The organism is Streptomyces sp. NPDC050658 (genome assembly GCF_044457025.1).
GTDB lineage: Bacteria > Actinomycetota > Actinomycetes > Streptomycetales > Streptomycetaceae > Streptomyces.
In genome coordinates this window covers 392,486-413,501 of the sequence record NZ_JBITGM010000002.1, presented here as the reverse complement: position 1 = coordinate 413,501, position 21,016 = coordinate 392,486, and the positions used below count along the sequence as shown (strand labels likewise).

General features: G+C 72.0%; 19 protein-coding genes. 12 read left to right on the top strand and 7 right to left on the bottom strand.

Annotated elements, in window-relative coordinates:
• Positions 1-182: 182 nt before the first annotated feature.
• Positions 183-1,025: a helix-turn-helix transcriptional regulator gene (locus ACIBKX_RS08790; protein WP_363276982.1), complete on the top strand. Its 843-nt coding sequence runs from the start codon at positions 183-185 to the stop codon at positions 1,023-1,025.
• On the opposite strand, the gene ACIBKX_RS08785 is transcribed toward ACIBKX_RS08790, so the two are convergent.
• The 3 genes from ACIBKX_RS08785 to ACIBKX_RS08775 form a co-directional block, all read right to left on the bottom strand.
• A complete protein-coding gene (locus tag ACIBKX_RS08785; RefSeq protein ID WP_363276983.1) occupies positions 1,022-1,579 on the bottom strand; it encodes a DinB family protein in 558 nt (185 codons plus the stop codon). The two genes, ACIBKX_RS08790 and ACIBKX_RS08785, sit on opposite strands and share 4 nt — an antisense overlap.
• A 126-nt stretch (positions 1,580-1,705) precedes the next feature.
• A complete protein-coding gene (locus tag ACIBKX_RS08780) occupies positions 1,706-2,785 on the bottom strand; it encodes an acyl-CoA dehydrogenase family protein (RefSeq protein ID WP_363276984.1) in 1,080 nt (359 codons plus the stop codon).
• Positions 2,782-3,720 carry an enoyl-CoA hydratase gene (locus ACIBKX_RS08775; RefSeq protein ID WP_363276985.1) on the bottom strand — a complete coding sequence of 313 codons (939 nt, stop codon included), beginning with the start codon at positions 3,718-3,720 and terminating at the stop codon, positions 2,782-2,784. The genes ACIBKX_RS08780 and ACIBKX_RS08775 overlap by 4 nt, the downstream gene beginning before the upstream one ends.
• An 87-nt stretch (positions 3,721-3,807) precedes the next feature.
• On the opposite strand from ACIBKX_RS08775, the gene ACIBKX_RS08770 reads away from it, so the two are divergent.
• Positions 3,808-4,974, top strand: coding sequence for an acyl-CoA dehydrogenase family protein (locus tag ACIBKX_RS08770; RefSeq protein ID WP_363276986.1), 1,167 nt, complete (start codon positions 3,808-3,810; stop codon positions 4,972-4,974).
• 81 nt (positions 4,975-5,055) lie between these two features.
• Here ACIBKX_RS08770 and ACIBKX_RS08765 read toward each other — a convergent pair whose 3' ends face one another.
• On the bottom strand, positions 5,056-5,973 hold the full coding sequence (locus ACIBKX_RS08765; RefSeq protein WP_363277020.1) for a tyrosine-protein phosphatase: 918 nt from the start codon (positions 5,971-5,973) through the stop codon (positions 5,056-5,058).
• Positions 5,974-6,328: 355 nt separating this feature from the next.
• On the opposite strand from ACIBKX_RS08765, the gene ACIBKX_RS08760 reads away from it, so the two are divergent.
• The 8 genes from ACIBKX_RS08760 (at position 6,329) to ACIBKX_RS08725 (ending at position 13,482) form a co-directional block, all read left to right on the top strand.
• Positions 6,329-7,111: a 2-keto-4-pentenoate hydratase gene (locus tag ACIBKX_RS08760; RefSeq protein WP_363276987.1), complete on the top strand. Its 783-nt coding sequence runs from the start codon at positions 6,329-6,331 to the stop codon at positions 7,109-7,111.
• Positions 7,112-7,119: 8 nt separating this feature from the next.
• Positions 7,120-8,052 (top strand): acetaldehyde dehydrogenase (acetylating), encoded by a 933-nt coding sequence (locus ACIBKX_RS08755; RefSeq protein WP_363276988.1) that lies wholly within the window; start codon positions 7,120-7,122, stop codon positions 8,050-8,052.
• Positions 8,049-9,083: a 4-hydroxy-2-oxovalerate aldolase gene (gene dmpG, locus ACIBKX_RS08750; RefSeq protein WP_363276989.1), complete on the top strand. Its 1,035-nt coding sequence runs from the start codon at positions 8,049-8,051 to the stop codon at positions 9,081-9,083. The genes ACIBKX_RS08755 and dmpG overlap by 4 nt, the downstream gene beginning before the upstream one ends.
• A 70-nt stretch (positions 9,084-9,153) precedes the next feature.
• Positions 9,154-10,320, top strand: coding sequence for a Rieske 2Fe-2S domain-containing protein (locus ACIBKX_RS08745; protein WP_363276990.1), 1,167 nt, complete (start codon positions 9,154-9,156; stop codon positions 10,318-10,320).
• A gap of 1 nt (position 10,321) precedes the next feature.
• Positions 10,322-10,549: a hypothetical protein gene (locus ACIBKX_RS08740; RefSeq protein WP_363276991.1), complete on the top strand. Its 228-nt coding sequence runs from the start codon at positions 10,322-10,324 to the stop codon at positions 10,547-10,549.
• Positions 10,542-11,660 carry a ferredoxin--NADP reductase gene (locus tag ACIBKX_RS08735; protein WP_363276992.1) on the top strand — a complete coding sequence of 373 codons (1,119 nt, stop codon included), beginning with the start codon at positions 10,542-10,544 and terminating at the stop codon, positions 11,658-11,660. The genes ACIBKX_RS08740 and ACIBKX_RS08735 overlap by 8 nt, the downstream gene beginning before the upstream one ends.
• A gap of 146 nt (positions 11,661-11,806) precedes the next feature.
• Positions 11,807-12,571, top strand: coding sequence for a glucose 1-dehydrogenase (locus ACIBKX_RS08730; protein WP_363276993.1), 765 nt, complete (start codon positions 11,807-11,809; stop codon positions 12,569-12,571).
• The gene (locus ACIBKX_RS08725) at positions 12,568-13,482 is read left to right on the top strand and encodes an alpha/beta hydrolase (RefSeq protein ID WP_363276994.1); all 915 of its coding nucleotides are present in this window, start codon (positions 12,568-12,570) and stop codon (positions 13,480-13,482) included. The genes ACIBKX_RS08730 and ACIBKX_RS08725 overlap by 4 nt, the downstream gene beginning before the upstream one ends.
• Positions 13,483-13,563: 81 nt before the next feature.
• Here ACIBKX_RS08725 and ACIBKX_RS08720 read toward each other — a convergent pair whose 3' ends face one another.
• The 3 genes from ACIBKX_RS08720 to ACIBKX_RS08710 all read right to left on the bottom strand — a co-directional run bounded on the left by ACIBKX_RS08720 (position 13,564) and on the right by ACIBKX_RS08710 (position 17,825).
• On the bottom strand, positions 13,564-15,213 hold the full coding sequence (locus ACIBKX_RS08720) for an NAD(P)/FAD-dependent oxidoreductase (RefSeq protein WP_363276995.1): 1,650 nt from the start codon (positions 15,211-15,213) through the stop codon (positions 13,564-13,566).
• A gap of 4 nt (positions 15,214-15,217) precedes the next feature.
• The gene (locus ACIBKX_RS08715; RefSeq protein WP_363276996.1) at positions 15,218-16,765 is read right to left on the bottom strand and encodes a FadD3 family acyl-CoA ligase; all 1,548 of its coding nucleotides are present in this window, start codon (positions 16,763-16,765) and stop codon (positions 15,218-15,220) included.
• A 187-nt stretch (positions 16,766-16,952) separates the two neighbouring features.
• Positions 16,953-17,825, bottom strand: coding sequence for an IclR family transcriptional regulator (locus ACIBKX_RS08710; protein WP_363276997.1), 873 nt, complete (start codon positions 17,823-17,825; stop codon positions 16,953-16,955).
• Positions 17,826-18,017: 192 nt separating this feature from the next.
• Between ACIBKX_RS08710 and hsaA the strand changes: the two genes are divergently transcribed.
• Together hsaA and ACIBKX_RS08700 are read left to right on the top strand one after the other, a co-directional pair.
• Positions 18,018-19,187, top strand: a complete 1,170-nt coding sequence (hsaA, locus tag ACIBKX_RS08705; protein WP_363276998.1) for a 3-hydroxy-9,10-secoandrosta-1,3,5(10)-triene-9,17-dione monooxygenase oxygenase subunit — start codon at positions 18,018-18,020, stop codon at positions 19,185-19,187.
• A gap of 177 nt (positions 19,188-19,364) precedes the next feature.
• Positions 19,365-20,930 carry an FAD-binding protein gene (locus ACIBKX_RS08700; RefSeq protein ID WP_363276999.1) on the top strand — a complete coding sequence of 522 codons (1,566 nt, stop codon included), beginning with the start codon at positions 19,365-19,367 and terminating at the stop codon, positions 20,928-20,930.
• Positions 20,931-21,016: the final 86 nt, after the last annotated feature.

Genomic DNA, 21,016 nt, shown 5'->3' with positions numbered 1-21,016 from the left:
CGGCGCCGTTCAGGGCCGCTCGATCCACTGATCAGGAAGTCCCGGCTCCGGCAGCCGCCTCTCCTGACATCAAGGGGGATCGACTGACATCAAGGGGGGACCGACAGTCCGTGGCTGCCGAGCCGCGCGGGCGGTAGTAATGGGTCCTGAAGGGGATTCGTACGCTGACGGAGGCGCGCACAGTGATCGATCGGACCGGCCTCGCGGAGTTCCTCCGGCGCCGCCGGGAGCTGCTGCAACCCGAGGACGTCGGCCTCCCGCGCGGGCAGCGCCGCAGGACCAGCGGGCTGCGGCGGGAGGAAGCGGCCGCGCTGTGCCACATGTCGACCGACTACTACGCGCGGCTGGAGCGGGCGCGCGGTCCCCGGCCCTCGGAACAGATGATCGCCTCCATCGCGCAGGGACTCCACCTCTCCCTCGACGAACGCGACCACCTGTTCCGGCTCGGCGGGCAGACCCCGCCCCCGCGGGGCGCGGACAGCGAGCACATCGGTCCCGGCCTGCTGCGCATCCTCGACAGGCTCCAGGACACGCCCGCGGAGGTCGTCACCGAACTCGGCGAGACGCTGCGGCAGACCCCGCTCGGTGTCGCGCTCACCGGCGACCTGACGTGCTACAGCGGCCCGGACCGCAGCATCGGCTACCGCTGGTTCACCGACCCCGCCACACGGCGGCTCTATGCCCCCGAGGACCACGCGTTCCTGACCCGCATGTTCGTCTCGGGCCTGCGCGGGGTGGCGACGCTGCGGGGGCCCGGTTCCCGCGCGGCCCACTACGCCGATCTGCTGCTGGCCCGGAGCGAGGAGTTCCGGCGGGTGTGGGACGACCACGAGGTCGGCATCCGCCCCCGCGAGGTGAAGCACTTCGTCCACCCCGAACTGGGCGCCCTGGAGCTGACCTGCCAGACGCTGCTCGATCCTGACCAGTCGCACCTCCTGCTCGTCTACACCGCCGTACCCGGCAGCGAGAGCCACGAGAAGCTGCGGCTGCTGTCGGTCATAGGAGCGCAGACGCCGCGGGCCTAGGCCATGCTCTGGGCGCCGTCCAGGGACTCGCGGACGATGTCGGCGTGGCCGGCGTGCTGCGCGGTCTCGCACACGATGTGCATCAGCGCCCGGCGCGCCGACCACTGGGTGTCGGACTCGAACCACGGGGCCTTCGGCAGCGGCCACGCGGCGTCCAGGTCGGGCAGGGCGGCGACCAGGTCGTCGGTGCGGCGGGCCACCTCCGCGTATTCGGCCAGTACGCCCGCCAGGGTCTCGCCCGGCAGCAGCCGGAATTCGTCCGCCCGCCTCGCCCAGTCGGCCTCGGTCATCCGGGTGAAGTCGGGCATCGTCGAGGGGCCGTCGACGATGAAGGCCGCCCAGCCCCGCTCCATCGCGGTGACGTGTTTGATCAGGCCGCCCAGGCACAACTCGCCCGCGGTGGTGCGCCGCCCGGCCTGCTCGTCGGTGAGGTCGCGGGTCGTGAAGCGCAGGAAGTGCCGCTGCTTGGCCAGCGCCTGGAGCCATTCGGCGTGCTCGCCGGTGACGGTCGGTTCCTCGGACGGGGCGTGGGTCGTCGGCTCGTTGAGCGTCATGGTTCTTCGCCTTTCGTACGCGTGCGTGCTGTGTCGGCGAGGACCACGTTAGGGGCGTAATAGGCCAGATCTAGTCCTAATTGGTACGAGGGTTCCCGCGGCCCGCGGCCCGCGGCCCGTGTCCGGTCAGGCGTCGCCCGTCAGCCCCAGTTCGGCCGCGAGGCGCCGGCGGTGCCAGGCCGGTGGGCCGAAGAGCTGGGCGGAGCCGTGCGCGCGCTTGAAGTAGCGGTGGGCGGAGTGCTCCCAGGTGATGCCGATGCCGCCGTGCAGCTGGATCATCTCGCCCGCCACCGCCGAGAACGCCTCCGAGCAGGCGGACTTGGCGGCGGCGACCCGGCGGGTCAGTTCGGGCGAGTCCTCGGCGGCCGCGAAGGCCGCGCCCAGGGCCGCGGAGCGCGCCGACTCCACCCGTACGTAGGCGTCGGCGAGACGGTGCTTCACCGCCTGGAACGAGCCGATGGGGCGGCCGAACTGGACGCGTTCCCCGGCGTAGGCGACGGTGAGTTCCAGGCAGCGCTCGGCCGCCCCGACCTGCTCGGCGGCGAGCGCGGCGCAGGCCAGGTCGAGGACGTGCCGCAGCACCTCGCCGCCCGCGCCCTGAGTACCGATGAGCCGGGCCTCGGCCGCGTCGAGGACCAGGCGGGCGAGCGGCCGGGTCCCGTCCATCGTGACGGCTGCCTCGCGGTGAACTCCCGGGGCGTCGACCGGCACTTGGAAGAGCGAGACCCCGGCCGGTGCGCGCGCCGCCACGAGCAGCACGTCCGCCTCGGCGCCGTGCAGCACGTACTCCTTGGTCCCGGTGATCCGCCACGTCCCGCCGCCGGGCCCCGGAGCGGCATCCGCGCGCATGGTGTCCGGGTCCCAGGAGCCCTGCTCGGCCCAGGCCAGGGCGCCGACCGCCGCGCCCTCGGCGAGCCGCGGGAGCAGCTCCGCGCAGGCCGCCCCGTCGCCGGAGGCGAGGAGGGCCTGGACCGCGAGCACCGCCGAGCCGAGACAGGGGACGGGGCTCAGCTCCCGGCCCAACTCCTCCATCACCACGTGGACTTCGCGGGCCCCGCAGCCCGCGCCGCCGTACTCCTCGGGAACGGCGAGCCCGGCGACACCGATCTGCCCGGTCAGCGGGCCCCAGGCCGCCGCACCCTCGTGACGCCCCAGCAACGACCGCACGGCGGACCGCAGTTCTTCCTGTTCCTCCGTCAGCCTCATCCGGCCGCTCCCTTCTGTGCCGCCTCCTGCTGTGCCGCTTCCTTCTGTGCCCCTTCTTTCTGTGCCGCCTCCTTCATCGCGCGGATGTCCATGCCGCCGAGCGAGTCCTTGGCGGTCTCCGCGTTGTGCGCGTGCGCCACGTGGTGCAGACCGAAGACGGAGTCGAGGCCGGTGTGCAGTCCCTGGAGGTCCTCGGCCTGGTTGACGGCACGCTTGGTCAGCGCGAGTCCGAGGCGCGGCATCTCGGCTATCCTGCCCGCCAACTCCAGTGTGTGGTCGGCGAGTTCGGCGCGCGGCACCACCCGGTTCACCATCCCGACCTCGTACGCGCGCCGGGCCGTCATCCGGTCGCCGGTGTACAGGAACTCCTTGGCGATGCGCGGCGGCATCACCCAGGGGTGGGCGAAGTACTCGACGCCCGGGATGCCCATGCGGACCACCGGGTCGGCGAAGAACGCGTCGTCGGAGGCGACGATCAGGTCGCAGATCCAGGCGAGCATCAGACCGCCCGCGACGCACGCGCCCTGCACGGAGGCGACGACGGGCTTGGGCAGCTCGCGCCAGCGGCGGCACATGCCCAGATAGACCTCGGACTCGCGGGCGAACCGGCTCTCGGCGCCGGCCTTGTCCGAGTGGTCCCACCACAGCCCGGCCTCGCGGTCGAACGGCAGATGGGCGTCGCGCTCCGGGGTGCCGATGTCGTGGCCCGCGGAGAAGTGCTTCCCCGCTCCGGCGAGAACGACCACTTTGACCCCGTCGTCGGCGGCGGCGCGGTAGAAGGCGCGGTCCAGGGCGTACGTCATCGCGGAGTTCTGGGCATTGCGGTGGTCGGGACGGTTCATGGTGACCACGGCGACCGGGCCCCGGACTTCGTAGCGGACCGGCTCTTGTGAGTGGCCGGCCGGCTCTTCCGGCTCGGTGCGGGCAGCGGACATCCGCCCTCCTTCCCTAACAAGTGTTTGGTAGGTTAACCTATGAACGCTTGGCCGTCGAGAGTCGCCGCTAGTCGTTCGGAGCCGCCCATGAGCAGCGTCGAGGAGTTCCGCACCGAGATCCGCAGCTGGCTGCGGTCCAACCTCACCGGTGAGTTCGCCGCCCTGCGCGGTCGCGGCGGACCGGGCCGGGAGCACGAGGCCTTCGCCGAACGGCTGGGCTGGGAGCGCCATATGGCCGCCGCGGGCTGGACCTGCGTCGGCTGGCCCAAGGAGTACGGCGGCCGTGGCGCGACGCTGGAGCAGCAGGTCGCCTTCCATGAGGAGTACGCCCTCGCCGACGCCCCGGCCCGCGTCAACCACATCGGGGAGCAGCTGCTCGGCCCCACCCTCATCGCCTTCGGGACGCCCGAGCAGCGCGAGCGTTTCCTGCCCCGCATCGTCTCCGTGGAGGAGCTGTGGTGCCAGGGGTACAGCGAGCCGGACGCCGGATCGGACCTGGCCAACGTCCGCACCAGGGCGGAGCGGGACGGCGACGAGTGGGTGGTCACCGGCCAGAAGATCTGGACGTCGCTCGCCCACGAGTCCGACTGGTGCTTCGTCGTCGCCCGCACCGAGCCCGGCTCGGCCCGCCACCGGGGTCTGTCCTACCTCCTGGTCCCGCTGGACCAGCCCGGCGTCGACATCCGGCCGATCACCCAGCTCACCGGGACGTCCGAGTTCAACGAGGTCTTCTTCGACGGGGCCCGCACGCCGGCGGCGCACATTGTCGGAGCCCCCGGCGAGGGCTGGAGCGTGGCGATGGCCACGCTCGGCTTCGAGCGCGGTGTGTCCACGCTCGGCCAGCAGGTCGGATTCCAGCGGGAGTTGGAGACCGTCATCGACCTGGCGAAGCGCAATGGGGCGGTCGACGACCCGCTGATCCGCGACCGGATCACCCAGGCCTGGATCGGCCTGGAGATCATCCGGGGCAACGCGCTGCGGATGCTCGACGGCGTCGCCGCGGGGGCGCCGGGGCCCGAGGCCTCCATCGGCAAGATCTACTGGGCGACCTGGCACCGGGAGCTCGGCGAACTCGCCATGGACGTCTGCGGAGCCGACGGCCTCCTCGCCGCAGGTGAGCCGTACGACCTCACGGACTGGCAGCGGCTCTTCCTCTTCTCCCGCTCCGACACCATCTACGCGGGATCGAACGAGATCCAGCGCAACATCATCGCCGAGCGCGTGCTGGGACTCCCCAAGGAGAAGCGGGGCTGAAGGGGCTGCGGGGCTGAAGGCAGCGCCGGGCGCCCGCGACCGTTCCGCTCGCGGGCGCCCGGCAGCAGAGATGACGTGCCGTCACTTCACCAGCTGGGCCCGTAGCCCGGCCAGGGTCGCCCGGTCCAGGCCGAGGCCTTCGGTGAGATAGCCGTCGAGGCTGCCATAGTCCCGCTTCACCTGGTCGAGCGCCGCGTCGAGGTAGTCCGCGCGGACCTCCTGGAGGGGGACGAGCAGGTCGGGGTCCTTCATGTAGCCGCCCGCCCTCAGCCCTTGGCGGGTCTTGCGGTCGGCCTTGGCGCGGAGGTCGTTGGAGAGCAGATAGTCCTGCTCGGCGGCCTCGGCCGGGACGCCGACGGAGCGCAGCAGCAGATAGCCGACCCAGCCCGTACGGTCCTTGCCCGAACTGCAGTGGAAGAGCAGCGGGGTCTGCTTCTGGCGGGAGAGATCGCGCAGGGTCGCGGCGAACTGGCGGCGGCTGTCCGCGTCGGTGACGAACGACCGGTAGATGTTCTCCATCAGCCGCTCGGCCTTGCCGTCGCCGAACATCTTCTTCTGCTTGGCCGGGTCCTTGGAGCCGATGGCCTGTGCCGTCTTGCTGTACAGGCCCAGGTCGTTCACCGGGCGGGCGGTCGTGTCCAGGCCCTCGGGGAGCCGGTCGGCGCCGTCGCGCTCGACCTCGAAGCGGACGCGGAAGTCCACGACGGTGCGTACGTCCAGGGAGCGGAGCTTCTTGACGTCGGCAGCGGTCAGCTTTCCGAGGGAATCGGCCCGGAACACCTGGCCGGTACGGACCCGCTTGCCTTTGTCGGTGCGGTGGCCGCCGAGGTCGCGGACGTTGACCGCGCCCCGGAACGGGACGTGGCCGGAATCGGTGGGGGAGTCGGCGCGGGGTGAGGCGGCGGCGTCCGCCGGCGCTTCGGAGGAGTCGGCGCAAGCGGTGAGGGCGCCGAGCAGGGCGGCGGAGAGCAGCGCGGCGGTGGCGCGGCGTATTCGCATGGCACGCAAGGAGTCAGCTCCTGGGCGTAGTGGGGTGGTTGTTCCCGGAAGGCGGCGCGGCGGCCGGTCCGGCGCTCGACGGAGCCAGAAGCGTCCATCAAACGTTTGTTAGGCGGGAAGGTAACAGCGGTTCGCCCGGCGCGGGAGGTGTGCGCGAGGGGCCTCCGCGTGACCCGGCGCCGCTTTCCCGCTGAGCGGGAATTCGCCCTCACCGACCGGCGAAGGGCCCGCCTAGGGTCTGTCCGGCGGATCTGGCCGGGCCTTGTGGGCGGTGCCAGGCCGCCGCGTCCCAGGCAAGATCCGCCGGACAGGCCCTAGCCTCCCGTCACATCCCGACGCACCACAGAGGACGCCCATGCTCACCGACCATCAGAGGCAGCACGCGGCGCAGCTGCTGCGCTCCGCCGAGCAGCGCCGCGTGCCGGTCGCCCCACTGATCGAGGCCTTCCCGGAGATCGACACCGAGGACGCCTACGAGATCCAGCTCATCAACATCCGCCGCCGCGTCGACGCGGGGGCCGAGGTGCGCGGTCACAAGGTCGGCCTGTCGTCGCCGGTCATGCAGCAGATGATGGGCGTGGACGAGCCGGACTACGGCCATCTGCTCGCCGACATGGAACTGAGCCCGGACCGCCCCGTGCCCGTCGACCGCTACTGCTCGCCGCGCGTCGAGGTCGAGGTCGGCTTCGTCCTCGGCGACGACCTGCCCGGTGAGCAGTGCACCGAGGCGGACGTCCTCGCCGCCACCGAACGCGTCGTACCGGCACTGGAGTTGATCGACAGCCGGATCAGCGACTGGCGGATCTCGATCGCCGACACCATCGCGGACAACGCCTCGTCCGCCGGCTTCGTCATCGGCGAGGGCCGCGACCCCCGCGAGCTGGACCTCAAGGCGATCGAGGCCCGCCTCACCAGCGGGCGCGACCTGCTCGCCGAGGGGCGGAGCGACGCCGTGCTCGGCGACCCGGCCACCTCCGTCGCCTGGCTCGCCCGCACCGTGGCCCGCTTCGGGGTGCCGCTGCGCAAGGGCCATGTGGTGCTGCCCGGTTCGTGCACCAGGGCGGTCGACGTGGCGGCCGGACAGACCTGCACCGCCGACTTCACCGGGCTCGGCCCGGTCTCCCTCTCGTTCACCTGAGGTGATGCATGCCCCCCAAATCCGTGCCTTCCCAGGCCACGTCCCCCAAGACCAAGGCGAGTGCCGCGATCGTCGGATCCGGCAACATCGGCACCGACCTGCTGTACAAGCTCCAGCGCTCCGAACTCGTCGAACCGCGCTGGATGATCGGCGTCGACCCCGACAGCGAGGGCCTCGCCCGCGCCCGCGCGGCAGGCGTCGAGGCCAGCCATGAAGGCGTCGACTGGCTGCTCGCCCAGGACGAGCTGCCCGACATCGTCTTCGAGGCCACATCGGCGTACGTGCACCGGGCCAACGCCCCGCGCTACGCCGAGCTCGGCATCAAGGCCGTCGACCTCACCCCGGCGGCCGTCGGGCCCGCAGTCATCCCGCCCGCCAACCTGCGTGAGCACCTCGACAAGCCCAACGTCAACATGATCACCTGCGGCGGCCAGGCCACCATCCCCATGGTGTACGCGGTCTCCCGCATCGTCCCCGTGGCGTACGCGGAGATCGTCGCCTCGGTGGCCTCCCTCTCCGCCGGGCCCGGAACCCGCGCCAACATCGACGAGTTCACCCGCACCACATCGCGCGGCATCGAGACCATCGGCGGCGCCGAGCGCGGCAAGGCGATCATCATCCTCAACCCCGCAGAGCCGCCGGTCATCATGCGCGACACCGTCTTCTGCGCCATCCCCGAGGACGCCGACCGGGCCGCGATCACCCAGTCCGTCAAGGAGATCGCCGAGCAGGTGGCGAGCTACGTACCCGGCTACCGGCTGCGCAGCGACCCGCAGTTCGACGACCCGCGCCCCGAGAACGGCGGCATGGCACGCGTCGCGCTGTTCCTGGAGGTCGAGGGCGCCGGCGACTATCTGCCGCCGTACGCCGGAAACCTCGACATCATGACCGCCGCCGCCACCAAGGTCGGCGAGGAGTTCGCGAAGGGCATCCTGGCATGACGACCAACTCGGCGTACTCGGCACAGCTCGACATCCGGATCACGGACTCCTCGCTGCGCGACGGCTCGCACGCCAAGCGGCACCAGTTCACCGGCGAGGACGTCCGATCCGTCGTCGCCGCCCTCGACGACGCGGGCGTACCCGTGATCGAGGTGACGCACGGCGACGGGCTCGGCGGCTCCTCCTTCAACTACGGCTTCTCGAAGACTCCCGAGCAGCAGCTCATCAAGATCGCGACGGACACCGCGCAGCGGGCGAAGATCGCCTTCCTGATGCTTCCGGGGCTCGGCGTGAAGGACGACATCCGGGCCGCCCACGGCAATGGCGCGAGCATCTGCCGGATCGCCACCCACTGCACCGAGGCCGACATCGCCGTCCAGCACTTCGGGCTCGCCCGCGAGATGGGCCTGGAGACCGTCGGCTTCCTGATGATGGCCCACTCGACGACGCCGGAGAAGCTGGCGGAGCAGGGCCGCATCATGGCCGACGCGGGCTGCCAGTGCGTGTACGTGGTCGACTCGGCCGGGGCCATGGTCATGGACGACGTCACCGACCGGGTGGCCGCCCTGAAGGCCGAGCTCGGCGACGACGCGCAGATCGGCTTCCACGGCCACGAGAACCTCGCCCTCGGCACGGGCAACTCGATCGCCGCCATCAAGGCGGGCGCCCTGCAGATCGACGGCTCAACGCGGCGCCTCGGCGCGGGCGCCGGCAACACCGCCGTCGAGGCCCTGGTCGCCGTCTGCGCCAAGATGGGCATCCGCACCGGCATCGACGTACTCAAGATCATCGACGCGGCCGAGGACGTGGTCCGCCCGGTGATGGACGAGGAGTGCCGGCTCGACCGGCTCGCCCTCCTCATGGGCCACGCCGGGGTCTACTCCAGCTTCCTCAAGCACGCCTACCGGCAGGCCGAGCGCTACGGCGTCTCCGGCGCCGAGATCCTCCTCACGGCGGGCGAGCGGCGCCTCGTCGGCGGCCAGGAGGACCAGCTCATCGACATCGCCGTCGAACTCGCCGCGCGCGACTGACCCGACGGCACCCACCGAGCCGACAGCAGCAGGCTCGCAGTACGCACCGATCCGAAAAGGGAGGCACGAGATGACTGTTCTCAACGACGAGGTCCGGGTCATCGAGGCGGGCAGGCCACCGGCACGCTTCGCCCGGGGCTGGCACTGCCTGGGCCTGGCGAGCGGCTTCAAGGACGGAAAGCCGCACGAGATCGAGGCGTTCGGCACCAAGCTGGTGGTCTTCCAGGGCCAGGACGACGGCGCCCTGCACGTCCTGAACGCCTTCTGCCCGCACATGGGCGGCAACCTCGCCCGCGGCACCGTCAAGGGCGACGCCGTGGCCTGCCCGTTCCACGACTGGCGCTGGTCGGGCAACGGCCGCTGCGCCGGAATCCCCTACGCCCGCCGCGTCCCGCCCCGCGCGAGGACCCGCTCCTGGACCACCCTGGAGCGCAACAAGCAGCTCTTCGTCTGGCACGACCCGGAGGGCAACCCGCCGCCCCCCGAGGCGACCATCCCCGAGATCGCCGGGATCCACGGTCCCGACGCGGGGGAGTGGAGCGAGTGGACCTGGAACACGCTGCGCGTGGAGGGCTCCAACTGCCGTGAGATCGTCGACAACGTCGTGGACATGGCGCACTTCTTCTACGTCCACTACTCGTTCCCCGAGTACTTCAAGAACGTCTTCGAGGGACACGTCGCCACCCAGTACATGGAGTCCAGCCCGCGCGGCGACATGGACCTGGGCACGCTGAGCGCCGGTGGGCTGCGCTCGGACGCCTCGTACTACGGCCCCTCGTACATGATCGACTACCTCTACAGCGACGTCGGCGGCGGCCTGGAGATGGAGATCGTCCTGATCAACTGCCACTATCCGATCGACGAGAACAGCTTCATGCTCCAGTACGGGGCCATCGTCAAGAAGCTGCCCGGCATGACGCGCGAGCAGGCCGACGAGGCCGCCGCGCAGACCGCGCAGGGCGCCGCCGCCGGTTTCGAGCAGGACGTGGAGATCTGGAGGAACAAGACCCGGATCGACAATCCGCTGCTGACCGAGGAGGACGGTCCCGTCTATCAACTGCGGCGCTGGTACGAGCAGTTCTACGTCGACGCCGCGGACGTCAAGGACGAGATGACCCGCCGCTTCGAGTTCGAGATCGACACCGAGCGGGCCAACCAGGCCTGGCGCGCGGAGGTCTCGGAGAACCTCGCACAGCGGGCGGCCCAGCAGCCGGCGGCGCCGGGGACCGGAGCCTGACATGCAGCCCGTGGAGTGTGTGACCTGCGGAAACCAGGTCCTGTGCGAGAAGTTCAGCCTGGCCCACACCTCCGTGCAGTGGACCGCCGACGCGGCCGTCGCCTGCGCGGAGTTCCGGGACCGGGTGGCCGAGGGCGCGAGCAGCGCCCGGATCCGGACCTGCCGACAACTGCGGACGAGCATCGAACGTGCCGTCATGGCGGGCGAGTTGGAGGTCGCCGATGTCTGAGCCGAGCCTGCTGTCCGAGCCGGGCCTGCTGTCTGAGCCGGGCTTGCAGTCCGACCCGGGCCTGCTGTCCGAGCCGGGGCAAGGGGCGCGCACGCACCGGCTGCGCGTCGCCGAAGTGATCGCCGAGACCGCCGACACGCACTCCCTGGTGCTCCAGGCGCCACCGGACGACCCCGGCCGGTTCGACTACCGGCCGGGCCAGTTCCTCACCCTCAAACTGCCCGGTACGGACGGGAGGGCCGCCGCCCGCTGCTACTCCCTGTCCAGTTCACCGCATACCGGCGAGCCCATGAAGGTCACCGTCAAACGGGTCGCGGGCGGGCAGTGCTCCAACTGGGTGTGCGACCGGGTGCGGGCGGGCGACGAGATCGAGACGCTGCCCCCGGCCGGTACCTTCACCCCCGCCTCCCTCGACGCGGACCTGCTGCTCGTCGCGGGCGGCAGCGGCATCACGCCGGTCCTCTCGATCGCCAAGTCGGCCCTGGCCACGGGGCAGGGCCGGGTGGCGCTGCTCTACGCCAACCGCGACGACGCCTCCGTCGTCTTCCGGGACGAGTTGTGGGGGCTGACCGAGGAGCACCCGGAGCGGTTCGTGGTGATCCACTGGCTGGAGTCGCTCCTCGGGCTGCCCGCTCCGGACCGGCTCGCCGCCGCGCTCGCGCCGTACGCCGGCCGGGAGGCCTTCGTCTGCGGTCCCGGACCGCTGATGGACGCCACCGAACAGGCACTGCGCTCGGTCGGCGCCGCGGCGGACCGCATCCACCGGGAGCGGTTCTTCTCGCTGAGCGGCGACGTCTTCGACCTGCCGCCACCGGTCGCCGCCGATCCGGCCGGCGCGAGCGGCACCGCCGAGGTCGAACTCGACGGCGAGCACCACACGGTCGCCTGGCCGTCGGGGGCGCCGCTCCTCGACGCGCTGCTCGCAGCCGGGGTGGACGCCCCGTACTCCTGCCGCGAGGGCGCCTGCGCCGCCTGCACCTGCCGTGTCGTGGCCGGTGAGGTGAAGCTGCTGCGCAACGAGGTCCTCGACGAGCAGGACCTCGCCGACGGGTACGTCCTGGCCTGCCAGGCCGTACCGCTCACGGACCGGGTAGAGGTCACGTACTCCTGATCCGGGCCGGTCGGCGCCGCCGTGCCCTTCCCACTCACCGGGAGCGCGCACTGCCGCGCGGGCCCCGGTACGGGCAGGCTCGAGGGACGCCCCGTGTCGGCGGGACACGAGGCTTCTTCCGAGCACCCGCCATCAGGAGACCGCTGATGTCCGTCGATCTGACAGGAAAGGTCGCGCTCGTCACCGGCGCGGCACGCGGCATGGGCGAGGCCGAGGCCCGTCTGTTCGCCGAGCTGGGGGCGAAGGTCGTCCTCACCGATGTACTGGAGGCCGAGGGCGCCGCGACGGCCGCGTCGATCGGCGAGGCAGCCCGCTTCGTACGGCACGACGTGTCCGACGAGCAGTCCTGGGAAGCCGCCGTGGCCGCCGCGGTCGACGGCTTCGGACGGCTCGACGTCCTCGTCAACAACGCCGCCGTGTACAGCACTTCGCCCATCGTCGACGAGGACCCGGCCCGGCTCGACACGCTGCTCCGGGTCAACCTGGTCGGCCCGTTCCTCGGCATCCGCGCGGCCGCCCGGGCGATGGCGGCGAACGGCGGCGGCTCCATCGTCAACATCTCCTCGCAGGCCGGTCTGCAGGGCATCTGGGGACACGGTGCGTACGGGGCCGCCAAGTGGGGTCTGCGCGGCCTCACCAAGACCGCCGCGCTGGAGCTCGGCGGCGACGGCATCCGGGTCAACTCCGTTCATCCCGGCGCCATTTCCACGGCGATGACCGTGCACCTGGGCACCAAGGAGCATCCGGCGGCGCCGCTCGGCCGGGTGGGCGAGCCCGAGGAGGTCGCCCGCCTCGTCGCGTTCCTGGCCTCCGACGAGTCGTCGTACCTCTCCGGCGCCGAACTCGCCGTGGACGGCGGCGCGTCGGCCGGACGCATGCCGGTCTTCGCACAGCGGGGAGCGGACGCGTGAGCCGGGCCACCTCCGACGTCCGCGCGGTCATCGACCTCGCCACCGCCAACTTCCCCGCACTGGGCACGGAGATGACGGACATCTCCGAGGTGCGCGCCTTCTTCGCCGCCCGGCCGAGGCCCGCCGTCACCCCGCTCCCCGTCGCGCACGTCGCCGACGGGGAAGCGGACGGCGTACCGGTACGCGTCTACGATCCGCGCGCCGTCGAGAACAGCCCGGTCGTGGTCTTCCTGCACGGCGGCGGCTTCACCCTCTGCGACCTCGACAGCCACGACGCCTTCTGCCGCGCCATGGCCGATGCCACCGGGGCCGTCGTCGTCTCGGTCGACTACCGCCGCGCCCCCGAACACCCCTTCCCCGCCGGCCCCGAGGACGCCTACACGGCTCTGCTGTGGGCGGCCAAGACCTACACGGGCCGTCGGATCGCCGTAGCGGGGGACAGCTCGGGCGCCACCCTCGCGACCGTCCTCACCCTGCTCTCCCGCGACCGGGGCGGACCTCCGATCGCGTTCCAGGCGCTGTACTACCCGATGCTCGACCCCAGCCGCTCCGGCGCCTCCCACAAGGAGAACGCCCAGGGCTACTTCCTCACCGCGGACCACGTGCGCTGGTACTGGGAGCAGTACCTGTCGTCCGACCAGGACGCCGCGGATCCGTACGCGACACCGCTGCACCGCGCCGAGCTGGCCGGACTGCCGCCCGCCCACGTGGTCACCGCGGGCCTAGACCCGCTGCGCGACGAAGGAGAGGCGTACGCGGCGGCCCTCGCGGCAGCCGGCGTACCGGTCGAACAGCGCCGCTACGACGGCATGTTCCACGGCTTCCTGACCATGGCCGCCGCCCTGCCCGCGGCGGCCGACGCCTGCGAGAGCGCCTTCACCGTCCTGCGCGGGGCTCTCCACGAGGGCTGACCGCGCACGACTGTGCCCCGCCCTTCGGCACCGGAACCGGAACCGAAGGACGGGGCACACCCATGAAGCGGCGTCGATCCGTCAGCCGGGGATCAGGTCGAACCCCTTGTACCCGGACGCCGCCACATCCGCGATGATCTCCCCGTACACCCCGAAGCCGCCCACGAACGGCATGAACACCCGCGGCTTTCCGGGGATGTTGGCGCCCAGGTACCACGAGTCCGCCGACATCATCAGCGTCGCCGCCGCACGCTCACGGCACTCGGTGACCCAGTCCTCCACGGCCCGTGCGCCCGCCTCGATCGCCACGTACCCGTGCCGGTCGAGATGGGTCAGGCAGTCCGCGAGCCAGTCCACGTGCTGCTCGGCGCAGAGGATCACATTGGCCAGCACGGAAGGGCTGCCGACGCCCGCGAGATTGAACAGATTCGGGAAGCCGTCCGTGCCCAGACCCAGGTACGTCCGCGGACCGCCGCTCCAGGCGTCCGTCAGGAGCTTCCCGCCCCGGCCGCGCACCTCGACACGGTCGAGGGATCCGGTCATCGCGTCGAACCCGGTCGCGAGGACGACCGCGTCCAGCTCTATGCGCTCGCCGTCCGACAGGACGACCCCGCACGCGTCGACCCGGTCGATCGCCGTCTCACGCAGGCTGACGAGCCGCACATGGTCCTGGTTGTACGTCTCGTAGTAGTCCGAGTCGGTCACGATGCGCTTGGTGCCGATCGGATGGTCCGTGGGCACCAGGAGGTCGGCCACCGCCGGATCGTCGATACGGGCGCGGATCTTCTCCTCCCAGAACGCGCGCGCCGCGTCATTGGCCGCCGGATCGGTGAGCTGGTCGGGGAACGTCTTGGAGTACAGGACGCCGCCGAGCTCCCAGCGCTTCTCGTACGCCGCGAGCCGCTCCTGTTCGCCGGCCTCGAAGGTGCGCAGCGGGTGCGTCATGAACGGCGAGCCGCCGCCGCTGAGCCGGGCCAGGCGGCGCCGCTCGGCGTACCCGGCCTTCAGCTCGGCGCGTGCCGCATCGTCCAGCGGCTTGTTCCCCGCCGGGATGCTGAAGTTGGCGGAGCGCTGAAAGACCGTCAACTCCGCGGCCTGCCCGGCGATCAGCGGGATCGACTGGATCCCGGAGGAGCCGGTGCCGATCACGCCGACCCGCCGACCGGTGAAGTCCACGCCCTCGTGCGGCCATTCACCGGTGTGGTACATCTGCCCGGCGAAATCACCGAGGCCCGGTATCCCGGGCAGATGGGCGCTGGAGAGACAGCCGACCGCGAAGACGCAGAACCGCGCGGAGAGCACCTCGCCGCCGTCCGTGCGCACCGTCCAGCGCAGCGTCCGCTCGTCCAGCTCGGCCGAGACCACCGAGGTGCCGAAGGTGTAGGCGCGGCGCAGGTCGTGGCGGTCGGCGACATGGCGCAGATAGCGCATGATCTCCGGCTGGGTGGCGTACTTCTCGCTCCAGTCCCAGTCCTGCTGGAGGTCCTCGTCGAACGAGTACGAGTAGTCCGCGGACTCCACGTCGCAGCGGGCCCCCGGATAGCGGTTCCAGTACCAGACGCCGCCCACGTCGTCGCCCCGCTCGAAGCCCCGGACGCGGTGGCCGAGCCCCCGCAGCCTGTGCACGGCGTACAGGCCGGTGACTCCCGCGCCGACGACCACTGCGTCGACCACGTCGACTTCATCGACTTCATCGACTTCATCGACGGACCCGGTGATGCTGTCCTTCACGTGTCTACTCTCCTCGTCCAGCCTTCGCCTGCCGTCGCAGGGCGTTCTTGTCGACCTTGCCCGCCGGGTTGTGCGGCAGCCGGGGCACGGAGTGGAAGGCGCGCGGGGCCTTGAAGTTGGCGAGCCGCTCCCGCGTGTAGGCGGTCAGCTCCGCCCCGTCGATCGTCGCCCCCGCCGCCGGTACGCAGTACGCGACGCCGACCTCCCCGAGCCGCCCGTCCGGCGCGCCCACCACCGCCGCGTCCACGACGGCCGGATGGCCGCGCAGCACCTGCTCCACCTCCGCCGGGTACACGTTGAAGCCGCCCACCACGAGCATGTCCTTGAGCCGGTCCGTGATCCGCAGGAACCCGCGCTCGTCCAGCACCCCGACGTCCCCGGTGTGCAGCCAGCCGTCCGCGTCGACGGCCTCGGCGCTGGCGCCCGGATCGTCGAGGTAGCCCCGCATCACGTGATAGCCGCGGGTGAGGATCTCGCCGGGCTCACCGGGCGGCGCGTCGATCCGCAGCTCGGTGCCCTCCAGGGCGGTCCCGGACGTGTTGGCCAGGGTCTGCGGCGACTCGTGCGGCTCGCAGATCGCCACCACGCCCGAGGACTCGGTGAGCCCGTACGCGGTGAAGATGTTCCGGGCGCCGATGAAGTCCCGTATCTGCGTGATGAGTTCGGTGGGAATGTTCGCGGCGCCGGTCCCCGCCATCCGCATCGCGGACAGGTCGTACGCCTCGCGGTCGGGGCACTGGATGAGCGAGGTGAAGATCGTCGGGGCGCCGGTGAGCACGGAGATCCGCTCGTCCTGCATCCGGCCGAGTACCGTCTTCGGGTCGAAGACCTGCTGCGGGACGATCGTCGCGCCGTACAGCAGACAGGCGATGATGCCGGCCTTGTAGCCGAACGTGTGGAAGAACGGGTTCACCAGGAGATAGCGGTCGCCGCGCTGCAGCGTCACCGCGCGCGCCCAGGCGTCGAAGACCCGCAGGGTCTGCTCGTGCGTGGTGGGCACGCCCTTGGGGCGGCCGGTGGTCCCGGAGGTGAAGAGGATGTCCGCGGTGTCGTCGGGGCGGACGGCCGCGGTGCGCGCGAGCCGTTCGGCCCCGCTCACCTTCTCCGCGCCCGCCACGAACGCCTCCCAGTCGGCGGAGTGCAGGGCCACCGTCCGCCGGAGCAGCGGGAGTTCCTCACCGGAGTCCGCGAGCAGCGCACGGTAGTCCGTGTCCAGGAAGTCGTGCTCGGTGAACAGGACGCGGGCACGGGAACGGCGCAGGATGTCCGCCGCCTCGGCCGCCTTGTACCGGGTGTTCACAGGGACGAGGACCCCGCCCGCCGCCACCGCGCCGAGCGCGGCCACCGTCCAGCGGGCACTGTTCGGCGCCCATACGGCGACCGAATCGCCGGGGAGCAGCCCGTCCGCGATCAGCGCGCGTGCCGCCCGGTCGATCCGGTCGCGCAGCTCCGCGAACGTCCAGCGGTCCTCGCCGAAGACGAGGGCCTCCTCGTCTCCGTATCTCTCAGCCGCCCAGTCCGCGAGCCGGGCGATCGTCTGCGCGCCGCACATGATCCGTCACGTCCTCCTCACCGCTCCCGCCCCTCGGCCGGGGGACGGGCTGGAACTCCAGCGGTTCGGAGGGTGGCAGTCAGGTGCCGTGCGGCACAGGACGCAGTTCCCGGTCAGCGGGATTTTGCTCGGGGGACGGGTGGCGAGGCTCCTGGGACAGGGGGAGCCGCGAGGGCGGGTACCGCTCCTACATCCAGTCGCTCGAACTCAGCCACGCCATCATGCTGTCCATCGAGTCCTGGGTGACGCCGGGCCCGCGCGCCTCGTCGGCCGCCGGCGCCGTGCTCTTCGTCTGCCGCCCCGGCCCGAACAGCGACTGCCACACCGCCCGCGTACAGGCGGTCACCTTGGGGGCGATCCGTTCCAGCTCCCGGTGCGCGCCGTTGCCGCACACCGAGACCGCCGCGATCGCCCGCCCGGCGCCACGCAGTGGCGCGGCGACGCAGAACACCCCGCGGTACGCCTCCTCGTAGTCGAAGGCCACCCCGCGCTCCCGCGCCGTGCGCAGCTCGCTGCGGAAGAACTCGGGGCGGGTGACGGTGCGCTGCGTCCGGGGCCGCAGCCCCTGCCCGATCACCTCTTCCACCAGGCCGGCATCGCTGAAGGCGAGGATCGCCTTGCCCGACGCCGTGCAGTACGCCGGCTGCCGGCCGCCCACCCGCGACGGCACACCCGAGTCGTCCGCCCTGCCGATCCGCTCCAGGTAGACCACTTCGGTGCCGTCGAGCACCGTGAGGTGCACCAGATGCCCCGTCGACTCGTGCAGCGTGTGCAGATGGGGCAGCGCGGCGCGGCGCAGCCGGTTGTGGTGCGAGGCCAGGGCGCCCAGCTCCAGCATGCGCATGCCCAGGCGGTAGTCGCGGCCCTCCCGCTCCAGCCAGCCCAGCTGCACCAGTTGGTCGAGGATGCGGTGCGCGGACGACCGCGGGAGGCCGGCGCGTTGCACGATCTCGGTGAGGGTGAGCCGGGGTCTGGACCCCTGGAAGGCGCTCAGCACCTTGGCCGCCTTCTCCAGCAAGGACAGCGGCGGACATCCGGCCTCGACAGTATGCGCCGTCATCGGCACCTCCCACACGGACAGCCGACACACCCCTGGCCGCGGCCGCACCTTTGACAATGCGTGGAGATTGCCAGCGGCTCCCGGCCTCGGGGAAGGGGTATTCCGTTTCGGAACAGTAACGCGTAGGTTCCGTCACGTCATCCACGACGACGTGAGGATGCGGGCGGGACGAGCGGGGCGAGAGGGAAGCGCATGCGTGACGAGGACGTCCTCGCGTCGGTCCGCGCCCTGGCCCCCGCCCTGCGCCGCCGGGCGGCCGAGGCCGACGAGCGGCGCCGCGTCCCCGACGCCTCCGTCGAGGAGCTCGCCGGGGCCGGCTTCTTCCGGCTGCTCCAGCCCAGGGCGCACGGCGGGCTCGCCGCCGATCCGGCCGTCTTCTGCGCCGCGGTCAAGGAGATCGCCAAGGCCTGCGGCTCGACCGGCTGGGCCGCATCCGTCATCGGGGTGCACCCCTGGCACGTGGCCCTGTACGACCCCCGTGCCCAGGAGGAGGTGTGGGGCGCGGACACCGGCACCCTGATCTGCTCCTCGTACGCGCCCACCGGCACGGTCACCGCCGTCGACGGCGGGTTCCGGCTCTCCGGCCGCTGGCACTTCTCCTCCGGCTGCGACCACGCCCGATGGGCGCTGCTCGGCGGCCTGGTCACGGACGCCGACGGCAGTCCCGTCGACGTCCGCACCTTTCTGGTGCCGCGCTCCGAGTACGTCGTCGACGACGTGTGGGACACCGTCGGCCTGCGCGGCACGGGCAGCAACGACATCGTCGTCCGCGACGCCTTCGTCCCCGAGCACCGCTCCCTCGGCTACCTCGCCGTGAACGCCCTCGACTGCCCCGGCCACGAGGCCAACACCGAACCGCTCTACCGGGTGCCGTACCCGGCGATCTTCACGACGACCATCTCGACCGCGATGGTCGGCATCGCCGAGCGCGCGTACGAGGAGCATGTCGCGGACGCCCGCGAGCGTTTCCGTACCTCGTCGGGGCGGCAGGCCGCGGCGGATCCCTTCGCGCAGGTACGCATCGCCCGCGCCGCGAGCGAGATCGACGCCGCCCAGTTGCAGTTGAGCCGCAACATGGGCGACTTGTATACGACGGTCGAGCGGGGCGAACGGGCGTCGATGGAGCAGCGCACCCGTGCCCGCCGCGACCAGGTGCTCGCCACCGAACGCGCCGTCACCGCCGTGGACCTCCTGGTCGCGAACGCGGGCGGCGGCATCATGGGCAGCAGCGGCAGCGTCGTACAGCGCGCCTGGCGGGATCTGCACACCGGCTGCGGTCAGGCCGCCAACGACCTGGAGCGGGCCCTCGGCTACTACGGCCGGCACGCGCTCGGCGCCGACGTCCACGACACGATGGTCTGAGCGCCGCCGCGGTCGCCGACCAGCCTTCAAGGACCGCAAGGACGGCCGAGGACCGCAACCGGGATTCCCGCCCACCGGGAAACCGCCATGGCGGCGCTCCCGCGTCCGTTCCGATACTCGTCTCCCGCCGGCTCCGGCGGATCACTCGCGCTCCAACCACCGCAGCAGAGGGACGAGATGGCGAACACACAGCAGGCATGGGACCAGGAGTGCGACGTCCTGGTCGTGGGCTCCGGCGGCGGCGCGCTCACCGGCGCGTACGGCGCGGCGGCCCGCGGCCTCGACACCCTGGTCATCGAGAAGACCGGCCACTTCGGCGGCACCACCGCCTATGCGGGGGCGGCCCTGTGGCTGCCGGGCAACCAGGTCCAGGCGCGCGACGGTGTCGAGGACTCCGCCGACGTGGGCCGCGCCTACTTCCGCGCGGTGGTCGGCGACGCCACCGACCACGCGGTGCAGGACGCCTATCTCGACGGCGCCGGGCAGACGGTCGCCTTCCTGGAGGACAGCCCGCACCTCCGCTTCGAGTACCGCCCGTTCCCCGACTACTACGCGGCGCCCGGCCGCTTCGACGCCGGCCGCGCCGTCTTCCCCGTGGACCTCCCCGCCCACGCCGCCCCGCACGCCCTCGTCGCCGCCGTCCGTCCCCCGGCGTGGGCCGAACGCCTCGGCGTACCCGCGCCCGAAGGCCCGCTCACCGACGGCCGCGCCCTGATCGCCCGGCTGCTCCTCGCCCTGGAGTCCACCGGCCGCGGCCGCACCCTGCTGCACACCGCCCTCACCCGGCTGATCACCGAGGACGGCACGGTCGTCGGAGCCGAGGCCGGGCAGGACGGCCGCACCGTGCGGATCCGCGCCCGGCGCGGCGTACTGCTCGCGGCCGGCGGCTTCGAGGCCAACGCCGAACTGCGCCGCGACTGGCAGCACTTGCCCGGCGCCGACTGGACGATGGGCGCCCCCGGCGCCAACACTGGCGACGCGATCACCGCCGCCGCTCTGGCGGGCGCCGCCACCGGACAGCTCGACCAGTCCTGGTGGTGCCCCTCGCTGCGCTTCCCCGACGGCTCGGCCGCGTTCACGCTCGGCCTGCACGGCGGCATCTTCGTCGACGGCACCGGACGCCGCTTCGCCAACGAGTCGCTGCCGTACGACCAGATGGGCCGTCAGATGCTGGCGGCCAAGGCGGGCACCACCCACGACAACCCCGTCTGGTGGGTCTTCGACGGCCGCTTCGGCGACGAACTGCCCGGCATCACGGTCGTCCCCGCCGACCGCAAGGCCTTCACCGGGGCCGGACTGTGGCGCACCGCGGGCACCCTGGGCGGGCTCGCCGAACAGATCGGCGTCGACGTCGACGCGCTGCGCGGCACCGTCCAGACCTTCAACGGCCAGGCCGCCGACGGCGTCGACACCGACTTCCACCGCGGCGAGGACCCCTACGACCGCTTCTTCGCCCGAGGAGAGGGCGCCAACCCCTGCCTGGTGCCGATCGAACAGGGGCCCTACCACGCCGTACAGATCGTCCTCGGCGACCTGGGCACCAAGGGAGGGCTGCGGACCGACGCACGGGCCCGGGTGCTGCGCGCCGACGGCACCCCGATCCCCGGCCTGTACGCGGCGGGCAACACCGCGGCCTCGGTCTCCGGCCCCTGCTACCCCGGCCCCGGCGTGCCGATCGGCTCCGCCATGGTCTTCGGTCACATCGCCGCCGCGCACCTGGCGGAGCAGCCCGCCGGACGGTGACGCGGGCCTGCCGGGCCCTGCTTCCCGCTCAGTGGGAGCAGCCGATTTCGCTCCCGTTCGGCACGCCGTACGTTCCTCACACTTCC

Bases quoted from the DNA above. Each gene is read 5' to 3' on its own strand.
- ACIBKX_RS08710 (WP_363276997.1), bottom strand. From the start codon at position 17,825: ATGACGGCGCATACTGTCGAGGCCGGATGTCCGCCGCTGTCCTTGCTG.
- ACIBKX_RS08775 (WP_363276985.1), bottom strand. From the start codon at position 3,720: ATGTCCGCTGCCCGCACCGAGCCGGAAGAGCCGGCCGGCCACTCACAA.
- ACIBKX_RS08700 (WP_363276999.1), top strand. From the start codon at position 19,365: ATGGCGAACACACAGCAGGCATGGGACCAGGAGTGCGACGTCCTGGTC.
- ACIBKX_RS08755 (WP_363276988.1), top strand. From the start codon at position 7,120: ATGCCCCCCAAATCCGTGCCTTCCCAGGCCACGTCCCCCAAGACCAAG.
- ACIBKX_RS08715 (WP_363276996.1), bottom strand. From the start codon at position 16,765: ATGTGCGGCGCGCAGACGATCGCCCGGCTCGCGGACTGGGCGGCTGAG.
- dmpG (WP_363276989.1), top strand. From the start codon at position 8,049: ATGACGACCAACTCGGCGTACTCGGCACAGCTCGACATCCGGATCACG.
- hsaA (WP_363276998.1), top strand. From the start codon at position 18,018: ATGCGTGACGAGGACGTCCTCGCGTCGGTCCGCGCCCTGGCCCCCGCC.
- ACIBKX_RS08785 (WP_363276983.1), bottom strand. From the start codon at position 1,579: ATGACGCTCAACGAGCCGACGACCCACGCCCCGTCCGAGGAACCGACC.
- ACIBKX_RS08740 (WP_363276991.1), top strand. From the start codon at position 10,322: ATGCAGCCCGTGGAGTGTGTGACCTGCGGAAACCAGGTCCTGTGCGAG.
- ACIBKX_RS08780 (WP_363276984.1), bottom strand. From the start codon at position 2,785: ATGAGGCTGACGGAGGAACAGGAAGAACTGCGGTCCGCCGTGCGGTCG.
- ACIBKX_RS08760 (WP_363276987.1), top strand. From the start codon at position 6,329: ATGCTCACCGACCATCAGAGGCAGCACGCGGCGCAGCTGCTGCGCTCC.
- ACIBKX_RS08730 (WP_363276993.1), top strand. From the start codon at position 11,807: ATGTCCGTCGATCTGACAGGAAAGGTCGCGCTCGTCACCGGCGCGGCA.
- ACIBKX_RS08770 (WP_363276986.1), top strand. From the start codon at position 3,808: ATGAGCAGCGTCGAGGAGTTCCGCACCGAGATCCGCAGCTGGCTGCGG.
- ACIBKX_RS08765 (WP_363277020.1), bottom strand. From the start codon at position 5,973: ATGCGAATACGCCGCGCCACCGCCGCGCTGCTCTCCGCCGCCCTGCTC.
- ACIBKX_RS08745 (WP_363276990.1), top strand. From the start codon at position 9,154: ATGACTGTTCTCAACGACGAGGTCCGGGTCATCGAGGCGGGCAGGCCA.
- ACIBKX_RS08735 (WP_363276992.1), top strand. From the start codon at position 10,542: ATGTCTGAGCCGAGCCTGCTGTCCGAGCCGGGCCTGCTGTCTGAGCCG.